Consider the following 17,481-nt stretch of genomic DNA (forward strand, 5'->3'; position numbering starts at 1 on the left):
AAAAATAAAGAACTACATAGATTAACCATGTAGTTCTTTGTAAATATAAGTCTCAAAAATGAATGAGCTAATCTTATTTCTTCCCTAACTTGATTGCTTTCTTTATATTACTAAATGCACCTTTACCATATAATAATACGCCGCCGCGGTAAACACGGCTCGTTAAACCAATCATCATACATATTGTTGCTAATAGAATCGCTAATGTAAGCGCAATCTCCCATACTGGAATATTGAGGAATCCAATTCGTACGAGCATAACAATAGGAGTAAAGAAAGGTATATAACTAGTAACGGTAACAACCGTGCTGCTTGGATTTGACATTCCATAAAGTGCGATATACAAAGCAGCAATTAACATAAACATCAGTGGCATAACAGCTTGAGAAGATTCCTCTATACGACTAATAATAGAGCCGAGTAGACAAGATAATGAGCCATATAATAAGAATCCTAATGTAAAGAATAGAATCCCATAAGCCACTAGAGTAGGAGCAACAGAATTTAAATCAATACTATTTAAAATATCATTTTTTGATTCATTAATTGCTATTTTATACCCAATAGTTGCGATCAAGCCCCAAGTTATGATTTGCGTAATACCCGCCAATAATGTTGAAAAGAGCTTTGCATATAAATGTTTTGTAGGTGATATGCTTGAAACAACTAACTCCATTACACGAGAAGATTTCTCTGTTGCAACATCTGTAGCTAATTGCGCAGCATACAATAATATCATAAAATAATTTAGCATGATAAAGGTATTAATTAAAATTCCTACACCCTCTGTATGTTCTCCATCTTTAACCTTATCTGAAACAGTTTTGGTATGAATTTCTACTGGCGTCGTTAACACCTTTAATTCATCTTGCGATAGATTCAATTGCTGAGCGAAATTAGAAGATTGTATTTGAGATAAAATCGTTTGAACCTTGCTAACATCTTGCTGATTTACATCTGTCTCAGTTATATACGTAGCCTTTAGTTGTTTATTTTCCAATTCCTCTACAACGATAGCATATGAATAATCACCATTTTTAACGCCCGATTCTGCTTTTTGTTTATCCGTACTATGTTTAACATGCATCTTACTATCGACATTTTTAAACACTTGATGAATAGTTGTATATAATTCTTCTTTCTCTGTAACAATGACAACTTGCTCTTCCTCGTTACCTACAAAATAGTTATAAATTTTGTCAAAGTTCATCAGTCCTATAATTAACATAGAAATTATGATTGTAATAGCAATATATGATTTAGCTATCACCTTATATTTATAGTTTTGTATAAAAATCGTCCAGAAACTACTCATGCTGTGCACCTACTTTCTCAATAAAGATGTCATTTAGTGTAGGCTCTTCCACTGCGAACTTTTTAACATACCCTAATTTCGTTATCTCTTTAAATAAAACATGCGAAACTTCTTCATATGAAATTTTAAGAGTAACTGCATTCTTACGTTTCTTCATACTTTCTACACCTTTTATTTCTTTCAAATGATCAAAGTCATGATCGCCAACGATTACAACATTCTTTTTACCAAAGTCACTTTTAATTTTGGCAATGTCTCCTTGAACAACAGGTACTCCTTTGTGCATGATACAAATGTGTTGGCATAATTCTTCCACATGTTCCATACGATGTGAACTAAAAAGAATCGACGACCCTTGTTTTTGCATATCAAGAACAGCTTCTTTTAACATTTCAACATTTACTGGATCTAAACCACTAAATGGTTCATCTAAAATTAAAAGTTCAGGCTTATGTATAATCGCTGTTATCAGCTGAATTTTTTGTTGATTCCCTTTTGAAAGTTCTCCTACCTTTTTGTTCAGATACTCAGTTATATTAAAACGCTCCAGCCAATAGTGCAGTTCTTTTTCTGCATCTTTACTTTTCATATTCTTTAATTTTGCAAAAAAGTTAACTTGTTCTTTGACAGTCATTTTCGCATAAAGACCACGTTCTTCTGGTAAATACCCAATCTTATCTGTAACATCATAATTTATAGGTTTACCATTCCATGAAATGGTTCCGCTTGATTTCGATAAAAGTCCAAGTATCATTCGAAATGTAGTCGTTTTACCTGCTCCATTCCCGCCCAAGAATCCAAATATTTCACCTTTCGGTATCTCGATATTCAAATTATTCACTGCAACATGCTCGTCAAATTTCTTTGTTAAATCTTTAATTAGTAAACTCATTATCCACAACCTTAATTCCCAAGATGATTTATTTATAAAATTGTATATCCATAGTCAACCACAATATTTTGCCCTCTAATGGCATCACTTTTATCAGACATTAAAAATAAGATGACATTTGTAACATCTGAAATTCCGACAAATCTTCTATATGGTATCTTCTTTAATAACTTATTTCCCTCAAAGGGCTTCAAATAGCTTTCGTTATTATCGTTTATAATATAGGACGATGGCACACAATTCACTGTAATATCTCATTTTTTATGCTTCAAAAATGAATCATTACCAACAAATGTTATATTTCACATTATAAGGTTAGCATAAGATTTAAAATAATTAATATGCAATTTTGCATATTTTAGCACTCCTAATTATTTACATAGTGTTGACCACCTTTATTTAGAGAAGTCCTCACATTCACTGAAAACACGAATTTGTTCATCAATACTTTTTCTTTAATTTTTCATGGGAGAACTGAAATTAATTAGTAACCCCGTTAAACACCTAAATCTTATAATTAAACTAGCTAATCTTCCTCTAATAAATTGTTGTCTTATTTAACTTCACAATTAATAGTATTCAGCAGGCATAGTCACAACATCTTCGTACACCTCCTCATTAAAACTGAAAGAAAACTAATTAAAATCTGGTCTAAAAATTTTACTTTTCTACATTACAGGATCTGCCTAAGAAAACATAGAATACAGTACCTCCCCTGTTACAACTAGCTTTATGTTATATATTTATAAAATTTTTTAGAATGGATATCGTGAGTTCAAACCTCTCCAGGTTCATAAAAAGAGACACCATATCACCCTACTACGTGATATGATGTCTCATTTTTTATGTAAGTCAATCACTTCCCACCAAACATCTTCTCCAAAGCCTTAGCATTCGCAAACAATACTTCTTTCAAGTTATCGTCAGCAACGATTTTGTAGTCACCATCTTTATTTTTCTTTAAGTTTAGTGTAACTTCGCGTGTTGCCATTATTGCATCTTTATCTGATAAATGTTTGACGATAGCTGACGTCATTGTTTTTTCGATTGCTTTTTCAGATTGCTCTTTATCTTCGCTAAAGACACTAGCGAAGGCCATTGGCATAACTTCTCCCATTGCTTTCGTTACGGCAACAGATAGATCAGCAGATGTAATTTTCACTTTCACTTCTGCTTTGTCATCTGTTTTTGATACTTCTTCTAGTTTTTCAAATTTAAAGTTTTTCGTAATTGCGCTTAGCATTTCTTTTGCTTCAGCATCATCTGTTTTTTCATTTAGTTTATTAAATTCCTTGTCACTTTCAACGAATGTACGAGCCTTCTCTACATCCCCTTTTTGTATTGCTGTTAAAAATTCTTCAGCAGTATCTTTCGGGTTTGCACATCCTGCTAGAACACCAACTGTTAACCCTATTACCATCATCAGTAGCAATAATTTCTTTACCTTTTTCACGTTCATTCTCCTCTTACCTTACCTTTTCTTTTCTAGTAAGCCATCACTATACAACAGTATAAAACTTACATTACAAACATTTTTTAGTATAATATTTATACGATTTATTTTCTATTCTTTCCCAAAAGATAAAGAGCCTTGTAGCATTTCTACAAGGCTCTTTATCTTTTAATCCGTATCCGTAGCACAAATCAGCCACATTTTATGCTCCTTACTATCTAACACCATCCAAGTAGCATCCCATGCAACATCGTAAAACCAATCTGTCCAAGGGTGGTCACTTTCAAACACTTTAATATCTTCGTATCGATCTTGAAACATATATTGGCATACATTAATCGCTCATTGCTTCGCAACAACCGGTCGTTCTTGAAATGCTTCATACGCTCCGCCCCACAAAATTTGAGCGGCAATGCTACCATCAAGCATGACTGCCTGATGCTCTTTAAAACGAAACTTATATTTATCTGATGTATGTATTTTTAATTCTTCTAAGTTATTGATTATATCTAAAGAGTTGCAGATTCTTCTGAAAAAGTGCTCGTGTCCATCTTCTCCATGTGGTATTTCTTTGAAAAAGTTTTCGTTATGTACTTTAAAACAGCTTATAACCGCTCCACCATTTAAGTTTTGTTTCTTATATGTGTTTATAATTTGTTCAATAGATGTATGGTTTGTTTCTATTTTTTCAAACGTTCCTGCTCTCCATTTCATAACGCCACTACTCTCTATTAAAGATTTATTACTTCATTATAAATATCAAAATAAAACCCAGCAACTTTAAAATTGCTGGGTTATCCCTTATTCATATTCGAAACAATAATAACAATTACGCTAAGCACATCATGCCCCGCTATCATCCACATACTCCTATCAAAAATCATCAATGATAACCAAAGCGATATATTAATAGCAGCAAATAATACATATAAAATGAAATCTCTCTTTTGTAGCGCCTCTCTATTCATGAAAATGTAAATGGCACCGATAGGAGGCAGAATAAAGCAAAGGAAAAAGACAAATATTTTTCTTAACGACCACGGATATGAAGCTGTTGTCTGCATATGAGTCTCCTTTTCTATTATAGTACTTGCTTTAACATCGGCCTTACTATTCTATATTCATCACCATAAGGTTCCTTTATGATTAAAGGCAATTGATCATCTTTTTTTTCTTCAATCATTGTGAATACTTCTGTTTTTTCTTGTAATGTATTAGATTCACTATTTTTAGTAGGTGCTTTACTTGCTTCAATTTTCTTTGTCACTTCTCCGAGCCTTTGCCCGACTTCTTCTGCTTGAGCAGGTTCATCCGTAACGTAGTATTCTTGGTCCTCCCATACTAATATAGGTGGTACTTGTTCTCTTTTGTTACATATTATATAAGTAATACTAGCTACAAGTAGTAGACTTGTTAATAAAAAGAAGATAGCTTTTTTATTCATATACTATTCTCCTTTTCTATTATTTTATTGGATTATACAATATAGTTTCCATGTAGTAAATGGTTTTTGTGGTAATTTTTAGGTTTTTTTATACAAAAAGAAAAACCTTACAAAAAGTAAGGTTTCATTTTTAAAATTTATAATGATTGAGTAATTAATACAATCATTACGATGATCGCTATAAACATAACAACTAAACAGCCGATCATTTTATAAAATCCTCGTTTCGTTAACGTCCCGCCTTGAACGTCTTTACGAATGAATAGGAACACCGCTAAAAATAAAACGATCCCCATACCAAAAGCATACATCATTTGCATATGTTAATCTTCCTTTCTCTCTTCCATCTTAATATCTTTTTGCCAAAACAACAAATGAGATAAAGACAGTACTCATTGTAAGTGCCATAAGTATATTTAATAGTTCAACCGCAGATAGTGTCATTACTTTTAAATTTAAGCCGATAGAGAAAAGGAGATAATACGCTGTTAATGCAAAAAAACTGAAGAACATCCCTTTATAACGAATGAGTTTCATTCGCTCATCTTTTTCTTTAAATTGCGGGTGTAAGTAACTTAAGCAGAAACACATAATCATCATTGCTAGTAACGTATAAGTAGGACTTGGTGGTGCTGAATGTGTCATTATACCTGCTAGTATCATAAATACACTCATAATTAAAAAGATAATTCCCATAAAAACAAAGTACTTTTGTGAATCATTCATTCTTACTCCCCCTCTTCTTTTCCTTCGTAAATAAACACATATTCTATCGTTGTTTGAAATGTTTTCGCTATTTCAAATGCTAACGGAAGTGATGGATCATATTTCCCTTTTTCAATTGAAATGATGGTTTGTCTGGAAACTCCAAGTTTCTCAGCCAATTTTTCTTGAGATAGTCCAAATTTTTTTCGATATTCGACCATTTTATTTTCCAAGGAAATTTCTCCCTCCTCCCTTATATCGAGTATATATGTAAATGAAACTTTACGTCAAGTTTCCTTTACATATATTTCAGTTTGTTTCACGCTATTTATCCCGCATTAACAGGCAGTAAGACTCCCACCTCAAAATTCAGTGAATGCGAGGAATTTAGGTGGGAAATAACTGCCCGATTGGTGAAGGCTAATAATCAGTGGTGGATGGACAAACCCCACACTGATTAAAGTTTCACTTTATTATAGAAGAAACTTTTTCAATTTCAGCACGTCTATTTTGTAATGCAACATGGAACAATGTATATATCCGTTACTATATCCCTTCTCCATTTTTATAAAAATTTAATATCTCCATATTTGTTTTATCCTTTTAAAATATTTCATTTGCCGCTTTATTGGATGAAATGCGTTATTTGTTTTACGGTATTTTTCGGCATATTAATAGAAACTAACGGTTTATGAAGCATTTTTTATGTTTAGCCACTTTTTTTGTAGAAATCCTTCGTTTTCCTTTCAATATTTAACACTACCGAAATAAAGTTTACTCTAAATTCATAATTTTTTATTTTTTATACTATATTCCGTTATATTGTTGTATAATATCAATGAAAGCGCTTATTATTTCAATATACATAATTCGAACTTTATTTTATCGAAACATTCTAACTATTATACCTATATGTAAATGCAACAATTATAGTTGTTAGTGTAGGTATACCAAATATATCCACTCCATTTTTCTGTAAAATTACTTTATAACATGAAAGATTAACTTGGGTGATAAGTTATTGTGAATGTTTTTTTACAAAACAGATAAGTAATAGTGTTTGGTATTATGTAAATTATTGTAATAACATAAGAGTAAAGACAACATTTACATTAATTATTAGTTCATCAATTATTGAAAAAGAGCAAAATGCACCTTTTGTATAGGAAAAGGATTATATGCATTGGGAGGTTTAAACAAATGACGAGGAAGAATACAACGACAAACCCTTGGGCCAAGTTCCATGGTCCGAACCTTGGTTATGTTATTGAACAGTATGATCTTTACGTAACTGGAGCAGGTTCTGTTGATCCGGAATTACAAGAGCTTTTTGAAATTTTTGGAGCTCCTTCGTTTCAAGATGATGTCGTAACAGGGGACAACACAGCAACACATTTTTCTCCTCAAAACACAGGTAACATTGAAAAAATTCTTAAAGTCGTTCAACTCGTTGAGCAGATTCGTTCTTTCGGGCATACGTTGGCTCACATCAACCCGATGGAAGATGCTGCAAACGGACAATCTCTTCTTGAGAAAGCAATGAACGAATTGAGCGATACTGACTTGAAAGCGATTCCAGCTAAAACAGTATGGCAAGATGCACCAGAGGGTATTCACACTGCACTTGATGTAATTCATAGATTAAAAGACGTTTATACAAAATCTTTAGCTTATGAATTCTCACATATACAAGATAGTGAAGAACGCGCGTGGTTGCATCAAATGGTGGAATCAAATTCATTGCGTCAACCATTATCAAATAAAAAACGAACTGCTCTTTTAAAACGTTTAACAGCTGTTGAAGGTTTCGAGCAATTCTTGCATAAAACATTCGTTGGGCAAAAGCGTTTCTCTATCGAGGGCGTTGATATGCTTGTACCAGTTCTAGATGAAATTGTGCTAGAAGGTGCTAAGGGCGGCGTTGAAGATGTCATGATTGGTATGGCTCACCGCGGTCGTCTAAGCGTACTTGCTCACGTATTAGAAAAACCATATACTCACATGTTTGCTGAATTCAAACATGCAAAAATAGAAGGCGCAGTGGCAAATGCTGGCTGGACTGGCGACGTGAAATACCATTTAGGTAGAGAACAAGTCGTTGGGAATGAAGAAGTTAGCACTCGCGTTACATTAGCGAATAACCCGAGTCACCTTGAGTTCGTTAACCCTGTTGTGGAAGGTTTCGCACGTGCAGCTCAAGAGAATCGTAAAAAGTCTGGTCTTCCAGAACAAGATACTTCTAAATCATTCGTAGTTTTAGTTCATGGTGACGCTGCATTCCCTGGTCAAGGTATTGTATCTGAGACACTAAACTTAAGCAGATTGAACGCGTATCAAACGGGCGGAACAATTCATGTTATCGCAAACAATGCAGTTGGTTTTACGACTGATAGCTATGATTCTCGTTCTACGAAATATTCAAGCGACCTTGCAAAAGGTTTTGATATTCCGATTGTTCACGTGAACGCTGATGATCCAGAAGCTTGTCTTGCTGCTGCTAACCTGGCGATTCAATATCGTACGTTGTTCAAAAAAGACTTCTTAATCGATTTAATTGGTTACCGTCGCTACGGTCATAACGAAATGGATGACCCAGCAGTTACGCAACCACAAGTGTACAAAAAAATTAAAAATCACCCAACTGTAAGAGCAATTTATGCAGATCAATTACAAGCTGCTGGTGTTCTAAATGCAGATGAGGTTGAAACAATTACTCAATTTATACAAGAACAATTAAAATCTGATTATGCACAAGTACCACCAGCTGATACGAGCGATGCAACAATTCACGTTAAAGTACCAGATGTTGTTGCAAAAGGCATTCAGCCAATTGATACTGGTGTTGAACTTGACTCACTTCGTGCAATGAATGAAGGTCTATTATCTTGGCCAGAAGGCTTTAACGTATATCCGAAGGTGAAGAAAATTCTTGAGCGCCGTAAAGATGCTCTTGAAGAGAACGGTAAAATTGAATGGGCACTTGCTGAGTCATTAGCATTCGCTTCTATTTTACAAGAAGGTACGCCAATTCGTTTAACTGGTCAAGATTCACAGCGTGGTACATTCGCGCATCGTCACATCGTATTACACGATACTGATACAAACGAAACATATTCACCATTACATCGCTTACCAAACATTAACGCTTCATTCTCTGTTCATAACAGTCCGTTATCAGAAGCTGCTGTTGTTGGTTACGAGTATGGTTATAACGTATTTGCTCCAGAAACTCTTGTTATGTGGGAAGCGCAATATGGTGACTTCTCAAATACTGCGCAAGCATTATTTGATCAATACGTTTCAGCTGGAAGAGCAAAATGGGGTCAAAAATCTGGTTTAGTTCTTCTATTACCACACGGTTATGAAGGTCAAGGACCAGAGCATTCTAGTGCACGTCCAGAGCGTTTCTTACAGTTAGCTGCTGAAAACAACTGGACAGTTGCAAACTTAACGAGCGCAGCACAGTACTTCCATATCTTGCGTCGTCAAGCATCTATTTTAGGAACAGAAGCTGTTCGACCTTTAGTACTTATGACGCCAAAGAGTTTATTACGTCACCCACTTACGCTTTCAACTGCTAGTCAGTTAAGCGAAGGACGTTTCCAACCTGCTTTAGAACAAGAAAACCTTGGCATGAAACCAAATAAAGTTAAACGTCTTGTTTTAAGTACAGGTAAAATGGCGATTGACTTAGCAACGGAAATCGAGTCTGGTAAACATGAATACAACTTAGATGAAGTTCATGTCGTTCGCATTGAACAGTTGTATCCATTCCCTGCTGAAAAAGTTCAATCTATTATGAAACGCTTTAAAAACTTAGAAGAAATTATTTGGGTTCAAGAAGAACCTCGTAATATGGGTGCATGGCATTACATGGCTCCAATTCTGTTCGAACTAGCTGGAGATACAGTGAAAACAGGTTACATTGGACGCCCAGATCGTTCTAGCCCATCTGGTGGCGATCCGTTCGCTCACAAAGCTGAGCAAGAACTAATTGTGGCGCACGCTTTAGATGTGAAGTATAACTTCCGTCAAGATAAACAAGAAATTGAAGTTTATAGCAACTAAAAGTAACAATGAATTTTTCCCGGCTCAATTTGGGCAGATATTCTGCCCAAGTCGAGCTAACAAATGGAGATTACCGAAGATTAAAGAAGACAAAACACACCGTTAGGCAAATAAGGGGAGGACATTTAAAATGATCGAAATTAAAGTACCTGAGCTTGCAGAATCTATTACAGAAGGAACTATTTCACAATGGCTTATCAACGTAGGTGACAAAGTTGAGAAAGGTGGCAGCGTTGTTGAGCTTGAAACTGATAAAGTCAATGTAGAAATCATTGCAGAAGATTCAGGTATTGTATCGAAGTTACTAGGCGAGCCTGGGGATACAGTTGAAGTTGGCGCAACTATCGCAATTTTAGATGCAAATGGCGCACCAGTGGCAGTAAGTACACCTGCACCAGTGGCTGAGCAACCAAAACAAGAAACAGCTGAAGCACCGAAAGCTGCTGCTCCAACTGCTGAACAAGCTACGGCTCTACAAGGTTTACCAAATACGAACCGTCCTATCGCATCACCAGCTGCTAGAAAAATGGCTCGTGAATTAGGAATCGACTTAAACGACGTACGTAGCACAGATCCACTTGGACGTGTGAGACCACATGATGTACAAGCTCATGCTGCAGCACCAAAAGAAGCACCAGCTGCTCCAAAAAGTCCAGCTCCTGCTCCAGTTGCAAAAACGGAATTTGAAAAACCAGTTGAGCGCGTGAAAATGTCCCGCCGCCGTCAAACAATTGCAAAACGTCTTGTAGAAGTACAACAAACATCTGCAATGTTAACAACATTTAACGAAGTTGATATGAGTGCAATCATGGAATTACGTAAAGAGCGTAAAGATGCTTTCGAGAAAAAACATGATGTACGTCTTGGCTTTATGTCCTTCTTCACAAAAGCAGTTGTTGCAGCATTAAAACAATTCCCATTATTAAATGCTGAAATTCAAGGCGACGAGCTTATCATTAAAAAATTCTATGATATCGGTATTGCAGTAGCAGCTCCAGATGGATTAGTTGTTCCAGTTGTACGCGATGCTAACCAATTAAACTTCGCTGAAATCGAAAGCGAAATTCGTAATTTAGGTATGAAAGCACGTGATAATAAACTTTCATTAAAAGAGCTACAAGGTGGTACATTTACAATTACAAACGGTGGTGTATTCGGTTCTCTAATGTCAACACCAATCCTAAACAGCCCACAAGTAGGTATTTTAGGAATGCACAAAATCCAAGTAAGACCAGTTGCAATTGATGCAGAACGTATGGAAAACCGTCCGATGATGTACCTTGCACTATCTTACGATCACCGTATTGTTGATGGTAAAGAAGCAGTTAGCTTCCTTGTTGCTATTAAAGATATGCTTGAAGATCCAAAATCATTATTATTAGAAGGTTGATAGACTAATAGTCTATTAGAGGCTGTAGAATAAATCATTCTACAGCCTTTTTTTATTGCGTTCATACGGGACAAATTTCATGACATAAGCTAATAATGTATGCTTAAAACGTAAGGAGGATTAAAATGAATAACCTTCCAGCTCATGCAAAGCTTAAAGCAAATAAGGATACTTTCTTCCTCCCCGACTCAAACGGGGGTGTCTATTTTCGAAATAACGCCAGTTCATTCCGCATGGACGGTGATGGAATTTATAACTGGATTGAAAAATTAATGCCTATGTTTAATGGTGATCATTCTTTAGCAGAAATAACCGATGGTCTTCCTCTCCCCTATCAACATCGTGTATTTGAAATTGGAGAGATTTTATATGAAAATGGTTTTGTTCGTGATGTAAGTCAAGATGCACCTCATGAATTAAACAGTGCATTACTCAATAGGTATGCTTCGCAAATTGAATTTCTAGAAGCTGATTCTCATTCAGGTGCTTTAAAATTCCAGACGTACCGCGCAGCAAATGTCCTTATACTTGGTTCTGGGGATATGCTTACTTCCTTAGTTTCTTCTTTACTAGAATCCGGATTACCTACATTTCATTACCTTGTCACAGATTATATGGAAACAAATTACGACCGAATTCATGAACTAGTAGAACGTGCATATGAAGTTGATGACAATGTACTTGTTCAAGAAATAGATACTACAATTGACCGCCCCCTGCATGAAGTGTTCGAACCCTTTGACTGGATTTTATACGTTTCTCAAAATGGAGACATTGAAGGCTTAAGAACAGTTCACACGATTTGCAAGGAAGTAGGAAAGAACTTCATACCCGCCATTTGTTTATCAACATTCGGTTTGGCTGGTCCTGTCGTAACAGCTGATCGTGAAGAATGCTGGGAATCAGCTTGGCATCGGCTACATGAAACTACTTTGCAAAATGAAAATGCATCAGCTCCTTTTTCACCAATTACTGGCGCAATGTTAGCAAATATAATTGTTTTTGAATTATTTAAACACGTCGCTGATGATTCATATCGAGAAAAAGAGCCACAATTCTTTTTATTAAACTGTGAAACACTCGAAGGGACATGGCATCCTTTTATAAAACATCCTCTCGCAACTGATGAAAGTTTTACAATTGATACAATAGAAAATCTTACCGAAAAACTTGCGCAGCGGTCCAACCAACATACTTCAACTGAATTGTTCCGTTTTTTCGACTCATTAACTTCTAAAGAAGCTGGTATATTCCATGTGTGGGATGAACAAAATTCATATCAACTACCGTTATCACAATGCAATATTCAAGTAGCTACACCACTATCCGATGGTCCCGCTTCCCTCCTGCCTCTTATGACTTGCGCTGGTTTGAGTCATAATGAAGCTCGCCGTGAAGCTGGTTTAACAGGAATTGAAACATATGTAGCTGAAATCATTCATCGCCTTATTCCTGAACATAACGATATCGGTATTGGTGCTGGGGAAACGATGACAGAAGGTGTATACCGGGCACTACAACAACATTTAAACAATAAACTATATGAGCGGCAATCACATATGCTAGAAGAAATTACAACGATCGACCTAGCTGAAATTCATGATACACATTGTAAGTTTTATTACGATGCTCTCTCTACAATTCATGAAGCACCTAAAATAGCAATGAGTGAAGAGATTCTTAGTTTTCCAGTCGTTTGGGTCGGTGTAAATGATAGATGGTATGGCGCATCCAGTATTAATATGACGTTAGCGTTACGTAACGCACTACAACTATCTCTTCTTCACATTCAAAATGACGAAACTCCATACAGAGCTACTGTTTTGCCTGAATCATCTATTATTTTATATGACACTGATTCTTTTCGAATAGAAATACAAGCGGACGAAGAAATTCCAGATGTGCAATCTTTACAGCTTGCCTTGCAGCATTTAGGAGAACATAATTTTTATCCATTCGTGTTTGATTTAGCGATTGAATCATTTTTGAAAGAAAATTTAGATGGTGTGTACGGGGTATTAATTGCAAAGGAGGACGGTCTATGACTCAACATATATTGCTTATAGGAGATGGCCTACTTGCAGACTATGTACATGATCAATTACGCAAACAATATTCCATCATTCGCCAACATACAATTACAGACGAACTCCCTGAAAATATCAACCTCGCTCTCGTATTACATGACGGCTCTCCTTCTACTATTCATCATGATGCTGAGCTTGTTTTTCGTTCCAATCATATTCCGTGGCTACGTGCGTTTACTTCATTTGGTGAAGGTGTTATCGGACCTTATATTCATCCTCTTGCAACGGGATGCACCCATTGTGCCGATGGACGACGCTTTATCGCCGGATTTGATCAACAAGAAATGTGGGAATTACAGCGGAAATATGCGTTGAAATCAGAGCACGTAACGAGGCGTGATGTACGCGCCACCCAAAATGGCATTCTGCAAATGTGCCAGCTCATTCATGCTGAAACGGAGAAAATATTAGCTCACGGACATTCTTCTTTAGAAAATGAACTCATTTTACTAAACTTACAAACACTGCAATGTACGCGGCATTCTTTTCTTCCAGATCCTCTCTGTCCTATATGTAGTAATTTACCTGCTGATACTGCGGATGCGGCACAGATTTCTTTACAACCGAGCTTAAAAACAAGTACTGAAACGTATCGCTGTCGTTCTATTCATGAACTAAATACATTTTTAACGAGAGACTATTTAGATTACCGGGTTGGTATGTTGAATGGAAAAATGCAGCATTCTTTATTACCATTCGCTGACGTCATTATAAACATGCCGTTAATGTTTGGGAATGAAGGTGTTGCAGGTCGAACCCATTCATTTGCACTGAGTGAAGCAACTGCTATTTTAGAAGGTTTAGAACGATATTGTGGTATGTCACCTCGAGGAAAAAAGACAAATGTGCATGGTAGTTTTCATGATTTAGAGGATCATGCACTGAATCCCCTCACACTCGGTGTACATGCAAATGAACATTATAATCGTGATAGTTTTCCGTTTAAGCCGTTTGATCCCGACTATGAACAAAACTGGGTATGGGGCTATTCTTTATCACAAAACAAGCCACTTTTAGTTCCAGAATCAATCGCTTATTATAGCCTCGGTCATCGGGATGCTTTCGTATATGAAACATCCAATGGTTGTGCAATTGGTGGTAGTTTAGAAGAAGCAATTTTTCACGGCATTTTAGAAATTGTAGAGCGTGATGCCTTCTTGCTCACTTGGTATGCTGAATTACCTCTGTCCCGCCTTGATCTTAGCTCAGCAAACGATACGGAATTACAATTAATGATTCAGCGGTTACGCACGATTACCGGGTATGAATTACACGTTTTTAACGCGACGATGGAACACGGCATCCCGAGTTTATGGGTAATTGCGAAAAATACGCGTGCAAATGGAATGAACGTTGTTTGTGCAGGAGGCTCTCATTTAGATCCTATTCGAGCTATAAAAAGTGCAATTCACGAAATAGCAGGCATGTTACTAATAGCAGATGATGAGCTCGAGCAAAAAAGAGAGTACTACGAAAAATGCTTACAAGATCCTTATCTCGTTAATAAAATGGAAGACCATAGTATGCTGTACGGATTAAAAGAAACGGAAGAACGTCTTCATTTCCTTTTACGTGACGATGCTCCGGTGCAATCGTTCCAAGAAATGAATGCATTACAATCGTTTGATATGGATTTGACATCTGATCTTCATCAACTTTTAAATCGTTTGCATCAATCTGGGCTCGAAGTAATCGTTGTAGATCAAACCGTCCCCCTTATAGAGCAGAACGGATTACATTGTGTAAAAGTCATGATCCCAGGCATGCTACCGATGACGTTCGGTCACCATCTCACTCGTGTTACCGGACTGGATAGAGTGTACACTGTACCGATGACACTTGGATATAGGACTGAGCCTTTAACAAACGAACAATTAAATCCACATCCGCATCCATTTCCATAGTAAAGGGGGGATTTCATGCAGCTAGATACTTTTTTACATCATCTCCATTTCACTATTGATGAAATTATGCCGAATCATGAGGTGGACTGGGAAGACGCACCGCTTCCTTATAAGTTATATCGAAATGTACCTGTCATCCCTCTCTCTTCAGAAATCCCAATATCATTGCCGTACTCTTCTACTACACCTACTTTGGATGAGATTGGTGCTTACCTTTTGTATTCATTTGGTATAACCCAATTATGTCAGCTCAATAGCGAAAGAAATTTATTCCGGAGGTCTATCCCTTCAGGTGGTGCTTTATATCCGAATGAATTGTATATATATTTAAAATTGAATCATTATCCAGACGGCATTTACCATTATGACGCTGCGCATCACCGACTTATCTTACTTCGCGAAGGAAATTTCGATTCTTATCTTACAGACACACTCGGCAATCGCTGTAACATACATTCTTGCTTTGGTGCTGCATTTGTATCCACTATGTTTTGGAAAAACTTTTTTAAATACAATAACTTTTCGTATCGTCTGCAAGGATTAGATAGCGGCGTTCTCATCGGTCAATTACTCGAATGTGCGAAACAGTTCGGTTACACAAATGGCATATACTTTCAATTTCTAGACCGTGCAATCAATCATTTACTCGGACTGACCGAAGGAGAAGAAAGTGTGTATGCTGTTATTCCTTTAAGTACAGAACCGAATATAGATTGGTTCCACGATGATTATCGTAAAAATAAAACCGTTACTTCTCATGACTTATTGCAGCAAATTCCACCTTTAGCACATGAGCATTTCATTCGTTCCAAACATGTGGAAGGATATCCAATGATAACAAAAATAAATGAAGCATCTATGATTGAATCGACAGAACACTTCCAAACACTAGCTCATGAAGAGTACTATCAACATCATGCGCACACTGTACAGCTACCGAAAGTAGAGCGTTTATCGTATGATTTCTTACAACTTTGTAAAGAACGGTACTCCCCTAACGATGACTTTACTTTAACGAAATGGGGTGCAGCTGAGCTCGCTACTTTACTACAAGAAGCGAGTCTCTCCTTCCCTTATTACAACGACCTTGATGGCAAGTATATAAATGAAAATGCACGCGTCTCCTTATATGGATGTTTTTATAACGTAAAAACTATTGAAAACGGGGCTTATGCTTATAACAGTAAAACACATTCCATACAGCCAATTCGGTATGGAGACCTTCGTTACCCCCTTCAGTCTAGTATGACGATGGATAACGTAAACCTTTTTCAAGTACCACTTTGCTTACATGTAGTTGGAAAGAAAGATTACTACACACGTGCATTAGGCTATAGAGGATATCGCATTCACCAAATGGAAGCTGGTATACTCGTTCATAAACTCGTTTTCGCTGCGACCGCTATGGGGATGGGTGGTCATCCGTTACTAAGTTTTGATACAAATTCTTGTGATCAATTGTACGGGATTGATGGTGGAAATGAAACATCACTTATTCAAATTCCTGTTGGGGCGTATCGAGCGCGGAATTGGTTAAAAGGGTCTTTGCATAATTAAAAGCACGCCGTCCACCGGCGTGCTTTTTACTAGATTACTTTAAAGATACTCTTAATTTGTCTTGCAAATAACCAATTTTTCGTACCATAGTTATCATTTAAACTATCTAAATTGATAGATTTCCCATTAGAAAACTGTAACTCTAACGTTGTATTTCTATCATTTGTTTTTAAGTTACTATTTGTAATATCACTATACTTTAATTTTTCAACTTCAATATATTCTTCTTTCTCTTCACCGATAACGACATGGTCTTGGAAGAAGAACAATACTTCTACTTTCTTACCGAAGCAAAATACATTTTTCGTATAAATTAATGTCGCATTATCAAGTCCGACACATACTTCTTTCATCTCTTCAACAACGTGTCCAAAGTCTTCTTCCTGTCTTGCGTTTGATTCCGCAATCCATTCCTCGATTGTTTTCATGTTAATTGCCATACTGCGCCCCCTGGTTCGTTCATTGCTTTGTTAAAAAAACAAATACTATATGACAATATAAGCGATACGTACTTTGTTTTCAAGGGTGAACCTTATATTCAAAATAAAGTGAAACTTTAATCAGTGGGGGCTGTTCATCCCCCACTGATTATCAGCCCTCACCAATCGGGCGTTTACGAGCAATCCGACTCCCACAAATAGCGGGATAAATCTAAATTTCAATGTA

General features: G+C 36.4%; 15 protein-coding genes and 1 pseudogene. 5 read left to right on the plus strand and 11 right to left on the minus strand.

The features are described 5' to 3' along the window. Positions 1 to 73: 73 nt before the first annotated feature. The 10 genes and pseudogenes from JDS95_RS13245 to JDS95_RS13290 all read right to left on the minus strand — a co-directional run bounded on the left by JDS95_RS13245 (position 74) and on the right by JDS95_RS13290 (position 6,042). Entirely contained in the window at positions 74 to 1,315 is a 1,242-nt protein-coding gene (locus JDS95_RS13245; RefSeq protein ID WP_000094233.1) for an ABC transporter permease, read from the minus strand. Next, the gene (locus JDS95_RS13250) at positions 1,308 to 2,207 is read right to left on the minus strand and encodes an ABC transporter ATP-binding protein (protein WP_000054717.1); all 900 of its coding nucleotides are present in this window, start codon (positions 2,205 to 2,207) and stop codon (positions 1,308 to 1,310) included. Before JDS95_RS13250 ends, JDS95_RS13245 begins: the two co-directional genes overlap by 8 nt. 32 nt (positions 2,208 to 2,239) lie before the next feature. Next, positions 2,240 to 2,452: an SDR family oxidoreductase gene (locus JDS95_RS13255; protein ID WP_226534247.1), complete on the minus strand. Its 213-nt coding sequence runs from the start codon at positions 2,450 to 2,452 to the stop codon at positions 2,240 to 2,242. 611 nt (positions 2,453 to 3,063) lie between these two features. Further along, the gene (locus tag JDS95_RS13260) at positions 3,064 to 3,660 is read right to left on the minus strand and encodes a DUF4878 domain-containing protein (RefSeq protein ID WP_199690545.1); all 597 of its coding nucleotides are present in this window, start codon (positions 3,658 to 3,660) and stop codon (positions 3,064 to 3,066) included. 168 nt (positions 3,661 to 3,828) lie between these two features. Beyond that, positions 3,829 to 4,374 (minus strand): annotated as a pseudogene (locus tag JDS95_RS13265) (hypothetical protein). A gap of 80 nt (positions 4,375 to 4,454) precedes the next feature. Further along, entirely contained in the window at positions 4,455 to 4,724 is a 270-nt protein-coding gene (locus tag JDS95_RS13270; RefSeq protein WP_001195086.1) for a hypothetical protein, read from the minus strand. A 17-nt stretch (positions 4,725 to 4,741) separates the two neighbouring features. After that, positions 4,742 to 5,104, minus strand: coding sequence for a hypothetical protein (locus tag JDS95_RS13275; RefSeq protein ID WP_085450037.1), 363 nt, complete (start codon positions 5,102 to 5,104; stop codon positions 4,742 to 4,744). Positions 5,105 to 5,241: 137 nt separating this feature from the next. Further along, positions 5,242 to 5,424: a DUF3976 domain-containing protein gene (locus tag JDS95_RS13280; protein ID WP_001178305.1), complete on the minus strand. Its 183-nt coding sequence runs from the start codon at positions 5,422 to 5,424 to the stop codon at positions 5,242 to 5,244. A 28-nt stretch (positions 5,425 to 5,452) separates the two neighbouring features. Continuing rightward, positions 5,453 to 5,830 carry a hypothetical protein gene (locus JDS95_RS13285; protein WP_001000063.1) on the minus strand — a complete coding sequence of 126 codons (378 nt, stop codon included), beginning with the start codon at positions 5,828 to 5,830 and terminating at the stop codon, positions 5,453 to 5,455. Between the two features lie 2 nt (positions 5,831 to 5,832). Beyond that, positions 5,833 to 6,042 (minus strand): helix-turn-helix transcriptional regulator, encoded by a 210-nt coding sequence (locus tag JDS95_RS13290; RefSeq protein WP_000428515.1) that lies wholly within the window; start codon positions 6,040 to 6,042, stop codon positions 5,833 to 5,835. Positions 6,043 to 7,009: 967 nt separating this feature from the next. On the opposite strand from JDS95_RS13290, the gene odhA reads away from it, so the two are divergent. The 5 genes from odhA (at position 7,010) to JDS95_RS13315 (ending at position 16,815) form a co-directional block, all read left to right on the plus strand. Beyond that, positions 7,010 to 9,877, plus strand: coding sequence for a 2-oxoglutarate dehydrogenase E1 component (gene odhA / locus JDS95_RS13295; RefSeq protein ID WP_000197154.1), 2,868 nt, complete (start codon positions 7,010 to 7,012; stop codon positions 9,875 to 9,877). Positions 9,878 to 10,007: 130 nt separating this feature from the next. Next, positions 10,008 to 11,267 carry a 2-oxoglutarate dehydrogenase complex dihydrolipoyllysine-residue succinyltransferase gene (gene odhB / locus JDS95_RS13300; protein WP_199690546.1) on the plus strand — a complete coding sequence of 420 codons (1,260 nt, stop codon included), beginning with the start codon at positions 10,008 to 10,010 and terminating at the stop codon, positions 11,265 to 11,267. Positions 11,268 to 11,392: 125 nt separating this feature from the next. Next, positions 11,393 to 13,312, plus strand: coding sequence for a putative thiazole-containing bacteriocin maturation protein (locus tag JDS95_RS13305; RefSeq protein ID WP_085450039.1), 1,920 nt, complete (start codon positions 11,393 to 11,395; stop codon positions 13,310 to 13,312). Continuing rightward, positions 13,309 to 15,258 (plus strand): TOMM precursor leader peptide-binding protein, encoded by a 1,950-nt coding sequence (locus JDS95_RS13310; RefSeq protein ID WP_085450040.1) that lies wholly within the window; start codon positions 13,309 to 13,311, stop codon positions 15,256 to 15,258. Before JDS95_RS13305 ends, JDS95_RS13310 begins: the two co-directional genes overlap by 4 nt. Before the next feature lie 15 nt (positions 15,259 to 15,273). Then, positions 15,274 to 16,815 carry a SagB family peptide dehydrogenase gene (locus tag JDS95_RS13315; RefSeq protein WP_085450041.1) on the plus strand — a complete coding sequence of 514 codons (1,542 nt, stop codon included), beginning with the start codon at positions 15,274 to 15,276 and terminating at the stop codon, positions 16,813 to 16,815. A gap of 29 nt (positions 16,816 to 16,844) precedes the next feature. Here the strand turns inward: JDS95_RS13315 and JDS95_RS13320 are convergent, their stop codons facing one another. Continuing rightward, entirely contained in the window at positions 16,845 to 17,255 is a 411-nt protein-coding gene (locus tag JDS95_RS13320) for a DUF3908 family protein (RefSeq protein WP_000996794.1), read from the minus strand. Positions 17,256 to 17,481 lie beyond the last annotated feature (226 nt).

Origin of the sequence: Bacillus cereus group sp. N24, from assembly GCF_016483345.1 — a bacterium.
Lineage (GTDB): Bacteria > Bacillota > Bacilli > Bacillales > Bacillaceae_G > Bacillus_A > Bacillus_A toyonensis.

Excerpts from the sequence above, each read along its gene's own strand:
- JDS95_RS13245 (WP_000094233.1), bottom strand. The coding sequence starts at position 1,315 with ATGAGTAGTTTCTGGACGATTTTTATACAAAACTATAAATATAAGGTG.
- JDS95_RS13250 (WP_000054717.1), bottom strand. The coding sequence starts at position 2,207 with ATGAGTTTACTAATTAAAGATTTAACAAAGAAATTTGACGAGCATGTT.
- JDS95_RS13270 (WP_001195086.1), bottom strand. The coding sequence starts at position 4,724 with ATGCAGACAACAGCTTCATATCCGTGGTCGTTAAGAAAAATATTTGTC.
- JDS95_RS13275 (WP_085450037.1), bottom strand. The coding sequence starts at position 5,104 with ATGAATAAAAAAGCTATCTTCTTTTTATTAACAAGTCTACTACTTGTA.
- JDS95_RS13280 (WP_001178305.1), bottom strand. The coding sequence starts at position 5,424 with ATGCAAATGATGTATGCTTTTGGTATGGGGATCGTTTTATTTTTAGCG.
- JDS95_RS13285 (WP_001000063.1), bottom strand. The coding sequence starts at position 5,830 with ATGAATGATTCACAAAAGTACTTTGTTTTTATGGGAATTATCTTTTTA.
- odhA (WP_000197154.1), top strand. The coding sequence starts at position 7,010 with ATGACGAGGAAGAATACAACGACAAACCCTTGGGCCAAGTTCCATGGT.
- odhB (WP_199690546.1), top strand. The coding sequence starts at position 10,008 with ATGATCGAAATTAAAGTACCTGAGCTTGCAGAATCTATTACAGAAGGA.
- JDS95_RS13305 (WP_085450039.1), top strand. The coding sequence starts at position 11,393 with ATGAATAACCTTCCAGCTCATGCAAAGCTTAAAGCAAATAAGGATACT.
- JDS95_RS13310 (WP_085450040.1), top strand. The coding sequence starts at position 13,309 with ATGACTCAACATATATTGCTTATAGGAGATGGCCTACTTGCAGACTAT.
- JDS95_RS13315 (WP_085450041.1), top strand. The coding sequence starts at position 15,274 with ATGCAGCTAGATACTTTTTTACATCATCTCCATTTCACTATTGATGAA.
- JDS95_RS13320 (WP_000996794.1), bottom strand. The coding sequence starts at position 17,255 with ATGGCAATTAACATGAAAACAATCGAGGAATGGATTGCGGAATCAAAC.